Annotated in this window: 8 protein-coding genes and 1 pseudogene; 2 read left to right on the forward strand and 7 right to left on the reverse strand. The window is 68.2% G+C overall.

The genetic code is table 11. From position 1 onward, the window contains the following. The first annotated feature begins 108 nt into the window (after positions 1-108). A complete protein-coding gene (locus G9E11_RS18675; protein ID WP_190608592.1) occupies positions 109-744 on the forward strand; it encodes a dihydrofolate reductase family protein in 636 nt (211 codons plus the stop codon). 170 nt (positions 745-914) lie between these two features. Continuing rightward, positions 915-2771 (forward strand): GTP cyclohydrolase II RibA, encoded by a 1857-nt coding sequence (gene ribA, locus G9E11_RS18680; RefSeq protein WP_203219265.1) that lies wholly within the window; start codon positions 915-917, stop codon positions 2769-2771. Positions 2772-2800: 29 nt separating this feature from the next. Here the strand turns inward: ribA and G9E11_RS18685 are convergent, their stop codons facing one another. The 7 genes and pseudogenes from G9E11_RS18685 to G9E11_RS21275 form a co-directional block, all read right to left on the reverse strand. Continuing rightward, positions 2801-3928: a cytochrome P450 family protein gene (locus tag G9E11_RS18685; RefSeq protein ID WP_311764413.1), complete on the reverse strand. Its 1128-nt coding sequence runs from the start codon at positions 3926-3928 to the stop codon at positions 2801-2803. Between the two features lie 53 nt (positions 3929-3981). After that, complete coding sequence (gene bioD, locus G9E11_RS18690) at positions 3982-4656, reverse strand: dethiobiotin synthase (protein WP_190608597.1); 675 nt, start codon at positions 4654-4656, stop codon at positions 3982-3984. Beyond that, a complete protein-coding gene (locus tag G9E11_RS18695; RefSeq protein ID WP_190608628.1) occupies positions 4653-5810 on the reverse strand; it encodes an 8-amino-7-oxononanoate synthase in 1158 nt (385 codons plus the stop codon). The genes bioD and G9E11_RS18695 overlap by 4 nt, the downstream gene beginning before the upstream one ends. A gap of 8 nt (positions 5811-5818) precedes the next feature. Further along, positions 5819-7225 carry an adenosylmethionine--8-amino-7-oxononanoate transaminase gene (locus G9E11_RS18700; protein WP_311764414.1) on the reverse strand — a complete coding sequence of 469 codons (1407 nt, stop codon included), beginning with the start codon at positions 7223-7225 and terminating at the stop codon, positions 5819-5821. Beyond that, entirely contained in the window at positions 7222-7458 is a 237-nt protein-coding gene (gene bsaP / locus G9E11_RS18705; RefSeq protein WP_190608602.1) for a biotin synthase auxiliary protein BsaP, read from the reverse strand. Before bsaP ends, G9E11_RS18700 begins: the two co-directional genes overlap by 4 nt. Then, complete coding sequence (gene bioB, locus G9E11_RS18710; protein ID WP_190608604.1) at positions 7455-8504, reverse strand: biotin synthase BioB; 1050 nt, start codon at positions 8502-8504, stop codon at positions 7455-7457. Before bioB ends, bsaP begins: the two co-directional genes overlap by 4 nt. A gap of 203 nt (positions 8505-8707) precedes the next feature. Continuing rightward, positions 8708-8825 (reverse strand): annotated as a pseudogene (locus tag G9E11_RS21275) (aldehyde dehydrogenase family protein); the annotation flags it as partial.

Consider the following 8825-nt stretch of genomic DNA (forward strand, 5'->3'; position numbering starts at 1 on the left):
GTCGGGCCCTTGAAGGGCTGATCGCTCCGTGGATAGCATTGCCGGCACGGGCATCGTCGGCGCAGCGTCCCACCGGCTCCTGACGTCGATCAGACGGAGGAGACGGCCATGGGCGAAACAAGTGCAGAAACGTCATCAGCGGAATTACTGGTGGACCTGATTATCTCCCTGGACGGTTATGCCTCTGCCGAGGGATGGCCAGGCTGGTGGGGTCTGGAGGGGCCGGAATATCTGGCGTGGCTCGGGGAGGAGGGCAAGAAGAATTACACCTTCCTCCTGGGAGCGAACACCTACCGGGTGATGTCCAGCATGTCTGAGGAAGCGTCGGCCGACCGCTCCGGATTCTCCAAGGATGAGGGCGCCGCGCTGACCGGACTTGACGCAGTTCCCAAGGTAGTCTTCTCCTCGACCCTGCAGGCACCCCTGACCTGGCCGAACTCGGAGCTGGTGACCGGCGACGCCGTCGAGGCCGTGAGGGAAATGAAACGGACGGGAACCAGCACCTTGAGTACCCTCGGGAGCCTCAGCCTCTGCCGGTCACTGCTGACCGCCGGTCTCGTGGACCGGTTCAGGCTGGTCGTTTTCCCGGTCATCACGGGCCACACCGGCCGGGAGCGGATCTACGACGGGTATCCGGACGTCTCGCTGGAGATGGTGAACAGCAGGACGTTCGACGGCCGGCTCCAGCTGCTCGAGTACGTCCCCACCGTGATTGACGGCCCGCCGGGCGGCGGGCAAAGGTAAATCAGGCAGATCACATATCAGTCAACGATGCGGTGTCACGCTCGTGTAAATTCTGCTGTCGCCGCCGGAGTTGGTATGAAGCATCGACGCAAGATTGCTTGAAGCTTGCACCAATCAAGGCTATGGTTAGTTTAAGCTTCAAGTAATCTCCTGGAATGTCGAGGACGCCGATGACCGCTTGTGTTGAAACCGCTGTGCTGGATGCGTCCCTGCCCCTTGCCACCGTGCGCAGCCAGGTGACTGTGCCGCTGCGCTTTCCCGACGGTTTCAGCACGACGGCCGAGGTGCTGACGTTTCGTGGCCTCGCGGACGGCAAGGAGCACCTGCTGCTCGCTCTGGGCCAGTGGGAGCAGACGCTCCTCGCCCACGACGTGCCCCTGGTCAGGCTGCACAGCGAATGCATGACCGGCGATGTGTTCGGCAGCCAGCGCTGTGACTGCGGACCGCAGCTACGCGAGGCTGTCGAAGAGATCGCCGCAGCAGGCGGATTCCTGCTGTACCTCCGCCAGGAGGGCCGCGGCATCGGCCTCTACTCCAAGCTCGACGCCTACGCCCTGCAGGACACGGGCCTTGATACCTACGACGCCAACCTGGCCCTTGGCCACGGCGAGGACGAGCGCGACTACACTGCGGCCGCACAGATGCTCGGCGCCCTCGGCGCCGCGAGCATCCGCCTTCTGAGCAACAACCCGGACAAGGCCGCTCAACTGACGGCCCTGGGCATCGACGTCGCCGAACAGGTTCCCACCGGTGTGTACCTCTCGCCGGCCAACCACGGTTACCTGACGGCGAAGCGGGACCGCACAGCACATACGCTGGAACTTTCCAGGGCCGACGTCGGGCATGTACCGCCGGTGGCGGGCGGCACCGCCCCCAGCCACGACGAGATGCTCAGCCGTGTTGACGAGCTGGTTCCCCGGCTGCGGGAGCGGGCGGAGGAAACCGAGCGGCTGCGCCGCCTTCCGGAAGCCACCATGAATGACCTCAAGGAGGCAGGCGTGTTCCGGCTTCTTGCTCCGCTGGAGCTGGGCGGATACGGCATGGGCGCGGAAACCTACGCTGAGGTCATCCGGCGGCTTGCCCGGGGCTGCGCGTCGACGGCGTGGACCGCCGGACACCTCATTGAGCACGTCTGGATGCTGGCGCGCTGGCCCCGGCAGGTTCAGGACGAAGTGTTCGCGGGCGGCCCTGCTCCGCTGGCTGCAGCCACGAGTGCTCCCGTGGGCTCAGCCAGGAAGGTCCCGGGAGGGTTCTCGATTTCGGGGCACTGGGGCTTCGCGTCGGGGGTCATGCATTCGGAGTGGGCCCTGCTGTCGGTGCAGTCCGACGGCGTCCGCCTGCAGTGCCTGGTCCCCGTGGCCCAGCTGGAGCTGCTGGATGCATGGCACACGGCCGGGCTGCGGGGGACCGGCAGCAACGATCTCCGGGCCGAGGACCTGTTTGTTCCGGAGCACCGGGTCATGGACTGGGTGCTGCTGAGCGCAGCAGACAATCCCGGCAGCCGAATCCACCCGTACCCGATGATCCACACGCCCATGGCCACGCTGCTGAACCTCGTGGCACCCGCTGCCGCGCTGGGAGCCGCCGAGTACGCCGTCGAGGTGTTCCGGGAAAGGATGCTGGTGCGCAAGGTGAAGAACACCGCTGACAACCGGCAGGCGGATTCACCGCTGGCGCAGGCCCGCTTCTCGCAAGCCTACGGGTTGGTTGCCACGGCGGGCCTGCACTGGCAGGAGGCTCTCAGCATCGTTTCGTCGTCACCTGAGCGCCAGCCGTCAGGCCTGACTGAAGACGAGCGCGCCAGATACCGGCTCTCCCTTGCCGTCAGCGGCGAGGCGGCGGAGGAAGCAGTGCGGCTCACCGTCTCGGGCTCGGGAGGCAGTGCCCACCGTCTTTCGCATCCGCTGCAGCGGATCCAGCGCGACGTGAATGTCCTCCTCAACCACCCGACCCTGAGCCTTGATCCGATCCTCGAGCAGGCGGGCCGGGGGTTGCTGGGCCTCGGGTTTACCGTGCCGTCTTTCTAGCCCCTACCCGTTAAGGGCCTGCAGGACGGTCAGCCCGGCGGGTTCATCACGCTCACCGTCCGGGGCGCCTGGAACGAGAGGTGCCGGATCCATTCCGGTTCGTGGTCCTGCAGCTGGATTCCCTGCAGCGCCACCGCTGCTTCCTGGACGACGACGCTGGCTTCGAGTTCGGCGAGCTTGGCCCCGAGGCAGCGGTGGATCCCCGAACCGAAGATGAGGCCGGTTGAAGACCCGCGCCCGGGCTGTCCCTGAGGTGACGGGTTTCCGGGTCCGCCGCCCCCGGTGATCCGGTTGCCGGACAGTTCAAGGAGGATCTCGGTCCCGGCGGGAATCCGGCTGCCGCCGAGGCTAGTGTCGTGTGCTGCCACGCGGCGCCAGGTGGGGACTGACGACTCGGTGGCGAGCACAAGTCTCACCACGGAACTGGCGCCGCTCTCCGAGGCCGCTTCCTTCCAGTCCACGGGCGAGGCACCCTCCAGCAGCCGGAACAAGGTGGTGCTGATCAGCTGGGTGGTGGTTTCCTGGCCGGCGATCAACAGGAAGTAGCCGAGCGAGCACATCTCGGTCCCGGAGAGGCCATGCCCGGCCAGCGACTTGAACAGGTTGCGTCCGGGAGCCGTCACGGATTCGGCCACGAGCTGGCGCAGCCAGACATAGAACTCGGCGGCGCTGCGGGCCAGCTCGAGCTGGCGGTCACGGTCGGGCCAGCCCCAGAACAGTTCCATGGAGTCGAGCCCCCAGCGCTTGAGGTCCGCAAGATCCCGCACGGGCAGCCCGAGGAGTTCAAGCATCACGACCGCCGGGGGAAACGCCGCCACTGTTTGCACGAGGTCCGTGTGGCTGGTCCGGGCAAGCTGGTCCGCGGCGTTGCCCGCCGCCTGCCTTGCCAGTTCCCGGATGCGCGGTTCCATGGCGGCGACCGTAGCTGGCGTGAAATAGCCAGCCACCACCTTGCGGATTCCGCCGTGCGTGCCGGTGTCGTTGCTGGCCAGGACCGGTGGCAACGCAAAGCCAACCCGTTGCAACACGCGCAGGGCCGGACCCTCCAGTGGGGTCACGGCAACCAGGGCATTCGCGGGACTGAAGTCGGCGGGCCGGTGCAGGACGTCGCGGACCGATTCCGGGTCCCGGACTATGAGGTACGGGCACTTGGCCAAGCCGTCGGGAAATTCCGTAGGGGCCGGCGGCAGAGCCGTACTGGACGCCGGCATCATGCGGGCAACCCGTTCAGCCAGGCTGCCGCGCCGGCCCGAAAATCCGCCGGGGACAGCTCCGAGGCCTGCTCGGGAAGGGCCCCAAGGAGGGGCACAGGCAGTGTCCCGAGCGCCTGCCGGTTGCTGTGGTGTACCACGTCGGGGCTGACGGGCCAGCTGCCGAGCACGAGGCCGAGGACGTCGAGCCCCCGCCTGGACAGCGCTTCGAGGGTCAGGGCCGTGTGGTTCAGCGTGCCGAGGCCGGGCCGGGCAACGAGCACGAATGCAGCTGCCAGCAGCGAGCCCAGGTCAGCCAGGGTGCCGCCATCGGAATCCAGTTCCACCAGGAGGCCCCCGGCGCCCTCGACCAGGACGTGGTGGTGGGCCTCGGCGAGTTCGCGGATCCGCTCAGCGTGCGAAGCCAGGGTGGGCAGCGGCGTCCCGTCGATGGCGGCAGCCGCGACCGGCGCCAGAGGCTCCTGCAGCACGACACCGGCTTCAGCGGTCACGCCGGTGAGACGCACGATTTCGGCCGCGTCGGAATCGCCGTCGGCCGCACCCGACTGGCACGGTTTGTAAACTGCGACGCGGCGTCCCATTCCGTGCAGGACGGCGGCGAGGGCCGCCGTCGTGATGGTTTTGCCGATGCCGGTGTCCGTTCCGGTGACCAGAATGACGGGGGAAAGGCTCATGGAAGTTCCTCCAAAATGCCGCGCAGCACTGCACAGCTGTCTTCGATGTCTTCGGATGTCAGGGTGGCGCGCGCAGTGAGCCGCAGCCGCGATATCCCGTCCGGAACGGACGGCGGGCGGAAGCAGCCGACCCGGACGCCGGCGCGGCGGGCGGACTCGGCGGCGGCCAGGGCCGATTCCGCGGACGGCATGGGAATGGACTGGACGGCTCCGGCTGTCCGGTCAGGCACCGCGCCGCGCCGGGCCAGGGCCGGGGCGAGCCCGCCGGCCAGCGCTGCCGCGTTGCTGTGGACGGACCCGGCCCGCCATGGTTCGTCCCTGATGATGCGCGCCGCGGCGAGGGCCGCTGCGGCGGACGCCGGAGCCAGCCCGGTGTCGAAAATGAAGCTGCGGGCCCGGTTGAGGAGGTGCTCTCGCAGCAGCGCAGATCCCAGGACTGCTCCGCCCTGGCTGCCCAGGGCTTTCGACAGCGTGGCCGTCACAACCACATTGGCATGCCCGGCAAGGGCGGTCCCGGCCACCGAGCCGCGGCCCTGGAAGCTGCCGGCGCCGGTGACGCCGAGGCTGTGGGCCTCGTCGATGAGCAGTACGGCGTCGTGCTGCTCAGCCAGGGCCAGCAGGTCAGCGAGCGGTGCCTCGTCGCCGAGCACGCTGTAGACGGATTCGACGGCGATCATCGCCCGCGGCTCTTTCCGGCTAGCGAGCAGGCGGCCGGCTTCCTCAACGCTGCTGTGGGCGAACGACTCGGTGCGGGCCCGGCTCAGCCGGAAACCGTCAATCATCGAGGCGTGGCAGTGCTCGTCCGCGACGATAAGAGTCCCGGGACCGCCCAGCGCCGTGATCACCCCGATGTTGGCCAGATAGCCGGAGGAGAAGACCAGCGCAGATTCCATCCCGGCCAGCAGGGCCAGTTCCTGCTCGAGCTCCAGATGCAGCTGCGTGGTTCCGGCCACCAGGCGGGAGGACGTGGCGCCGGCGCCCCACCGCGACGCGGCCTCCGCGGCTGCCCCGGCAACCCGCGGATCCGTTGAAAGGCCCAGATAGTCGTTGCTCGCCAGGTCGATGAACTCTTCGTTCGCGGCGCGGGGGAGCGGGCGGCGGACCTGGCCCCGGCGTTCCCTGGCTGCGGCCTGCCGCTCAAGCCACTGCGTCATCACGCCGCTCATGACGCACTTCCGCAGTGGGCCGGGACCCGTTCGTGGACCTCGGCTTCATGAGACCCAGCCTCCTGGACCTGAACTTTATGAACTTCAGCGACGGCGGCGGTCATCCCCGCGGTGATCTGCGCGATGTCCGCTGCGGTGCTGATGTACGGGGGCATGGTGTAGACGAGGTTCCGGAACGGGCGGACCCAGACGCCGTGGCGGATGGCTGCCGCGGTGACGGCGGTGACGTCAACGGCGTCGTGCAGCTCGATGACCCCGACGGCACCGATGGTCCGCACGTCCCGGACGGCCGACAGTTCCCGGGCAGGTGCCAGCCCGGACGCCAGGCCGGTGCCGATCCGGGCGACGTCGACCCGCCAGCGGCCGGTCTCAATGATGCCGAGGCTGGCGTTGGCGACGGCACACGCCAGCGGGTTGCCCATGAACGTGGGGCCGTGCAGCAGGGCACCCGCCTGGCCGCCGGAAACAGCCGCGGCCACCTCAGCGGTGCAGAGCATGGCGGCGAGGGTCAGGTACCCGCCGGTTAGGGCCTTGCCCACGCACATGATGTCGGGCACGACGCCGGCATGATCGGCCGCGAACAGCTCGCCGGTGCGGCCAAAGCCGGTGGCGATCTCATCGAAGATGAGCAGCAGCCCGTGCCGGTCCGCCACCTCCCGGAGCGCTGTCAGGCATTCGGCCGGGTACGCGTGCATCCCGCCGGCGCCCTGCAACACAGGCTCGACGACGATCGCGGCAAGTTCCGAGGAGTGCGCTGCGGCGAGCTCGGCAACGTCCGATGCCCATGCCTGGACCGCTTCGGGGGTCGCCGACGCCGCCGCTGGAGGACGGGGCGCAAAGAGATTGCCGGCGAGCAGCCCGGGGAAGGCCGAGTGCATGCCGTCCACTGGATCGCAGACCCCCATGGCCGCGAACGTGTCGCCGTGGTAGCCGCCGCGCAGGCTGAGGAAACGCTGCCGCCGCGGGTGGCTGGCCGCGGTCTGGAACTGCACCGCCAGCTTCAGCGCAACCTCCACGGCGACGGAGCCCGAGTCCGCGAGGAACACCCGGTCCAGCCTGGACCGGCCGGGGGCAACCGGGGCCATGGCCACCAGGCGCTCGGCCAGTTCCACAGCCGGGGCATGGGTGAGCCCGCCGAACATCACGTGGCTGAACTTTTCCAGCTGCGCTTTGGCGGCGGCATCCAGCACCGGGTTGCGGTAACCGTGGATCACCGACCACCACGACGACATCGCATCGGTCACCTCGTGGCGGGCGCCGTCTTCGCCGCGGAGCCGCAGCCGCACGCCGTCGGCCGCCTCAACCTCCCACAGGGGCAGGTCGGGGGCGGCCGGCGCGTAAGGGTGCCACAGCCGTGCGCGGTCCCGCCTGATGAGGTCAGACTGCTCCAAATCCTGCGTCACGGGACCAGCACCCCGTGGCGGGAACATTCCGCTGACCAGCCCAGCGGCGTGACCTGGACCTTCATCCGGCGCCGGCAGGCGGCGCAGTAGCGCGGCGGTTCCATGGCCAGGCGTTCGCTGCACTCACGGTGGGCGTACGACGGCGGCCCGTCGCCGCCGTCGTACGGCTCACCGCAGTGGCCACAAAAGCCAGCCCCGCTGGTTGAGCCCGTCGAAACCGAAACCCCGGTCATAGCGTCTTCTGGAGTTCCTTGATCGGCATGTTCAGCTCGACCAGCAGGTTGAGGTCCGCCGTAGCCGGCCGGCCGAGCGTAGTGAGGTAGTTGCCGACGATCACGGCGTTGATGCCGCCGAGCAGCCCGTTCCGTGTGCCGAGGTCTCCGAGGGTGAGCTCGCGGCCGCCGGCGTAGCGCAGCACCGTCCGGGGCATGGCGAGGCGGAACGCGGCGATGGCGCGGAGGGCGTCCTTGCCGTCCATGATGCCCTGGTTCTCGAGCGGGGTTCCAGGGCGGGGGTTGAGGAAGTTCAGCGGGACTTCGTGGGGTTCGAGGGCAGCGAGCTGGGCTGCGAGTTCGGCCCGCTGTTCCAGGGTTTCGCCCATGCCGATCAGGGCGCCGCAGCACAGTTCCATGCCGGCTGCCTTGACCATGTTGCAGGTCTCGAGGCGTTCCTCGTAGCTGTGCGTGGTGACCACTTCCGGGAAGTAGCTGCGGGCCGTTTCCAGGTTGTGGTTGTAGCGGTGCACTCCCCACTCGGCGAGCTGGTCCACCTGGCGCTGGGTGAGCATCCCGAGCGAGCAGGCGATGTTGATGTCGACTTCCTCGTTGATGCGGTCGATCGCGAACTTGATCTGGTTCATGAGCTTGATGTCGGGGCCGCGGACGGCGGCCACGATGCAGAACTCGGTGGCTCCGGTGGCGGCGGTTTCCTTCGCGGCCTTGACCAGTTCGGGAATGTCGAGCCACACGCCGCGGACGGGGGAGTCGAACAGGCCGGACTGGCTGCAGAAGTGGCAGTCCTCCGGGCAGCCGCCGGTCTTGATGGAGATGATGCCCTCCACCTCGACGTCCTCGCCGCAATGCTTGAGGCGTACTTCGTGGGCCAGTTGCAGGGCGGCGGGAAGGGCCTCGTCCGGAAGTCGAAGTACTTCCTCAAGCTGCTCCTGGGTCAGCCCGATGCCGTCCTCGAGGACCTGCTGCCTGCCGGTTTCGAGGATAGGGAAGGTGCCGGGGATGGTCGCGTGGCTTGTGGCTTCGCTTGCGTCTGCCTGGATCGTCATTGATGGGTCCTTTGCGTGTGATGGCTGCGGATATTCCTCCGAACTGACGCTAATTCCCCATCGAGGGCAAGATTTTGTTGGGTCCCGACAAGCAGGTCAGCGGGACATTGGTCGGGTCGCACTCTGGTTCTCTGCTTGGTGGCATGCAGAAAGGGCCGCCGTCGCTATGCGGCGACGGCGGCCATTACGTTCGGGTAGTTCGGCTAGCCGTTGATGACCTGGGGGAGGCCGAGGTGTTTGAGGCCTTCGACGCCGAATTCGAGGCCGTAGCCGGATTGTTTGGCCCCGCCGAAGGGGACGCGGGGGTCCACGGCGCCGTGT

This window comes from Arthrobacter ipis, assembly GCF_014694315.1.
GTDB lineage: Bacteria > Actinomycetota > Actinomycetes > Actinomycetales > Micrococcaceae > Arthrobacter > Arthrobacter ipis.

Excerpts from the sequence above, each read along its gene's own strand:
- bioB (WP_190608604.1), bottom strand. The coding sequence starts at position 8,504 with ATGACGATCCAGGCAGACGCAAGCGAAGCCACAAGCCACGCGACCATC.
- ribA (WP_203219265.1), top strand. The coding sequence starts at position 915 with ATGACCGCTTGTGTTGAAACCGCTGTGCTGGATGCGTCCCTGCCCCTT.
- G9E11_RS18695 (WP_190608628.1), bottom strand. The coding sequence starts at position 5,810 with ATGACGCAGTGGCTTGAGCGGCAGGCCGCAGCCAGGGAACGCCGGGGC.
- G9E11_RS18675 (WP_190608592.1), top strand. The coding sequence starts at position 109 with ATGGGCGAAACAAGTGCAGAAACGTCATCAGCGGAATTACTGGTGGAC.
- bioD (WP_190608597.1), bottom strand. The coding sequence starts at position 4,656 with ATGAGCCTTTCCCCCGTCATTCTGGTCACCGGAACGGACACCGGCATC.
- bsaP (WP_190608602.1), bottom strand. The coding sequence starts at position 7,458 with ATGACCGGGGTTTCGGTTTCGACGGGCTCAACCAGCGGGGCTGGCTTT.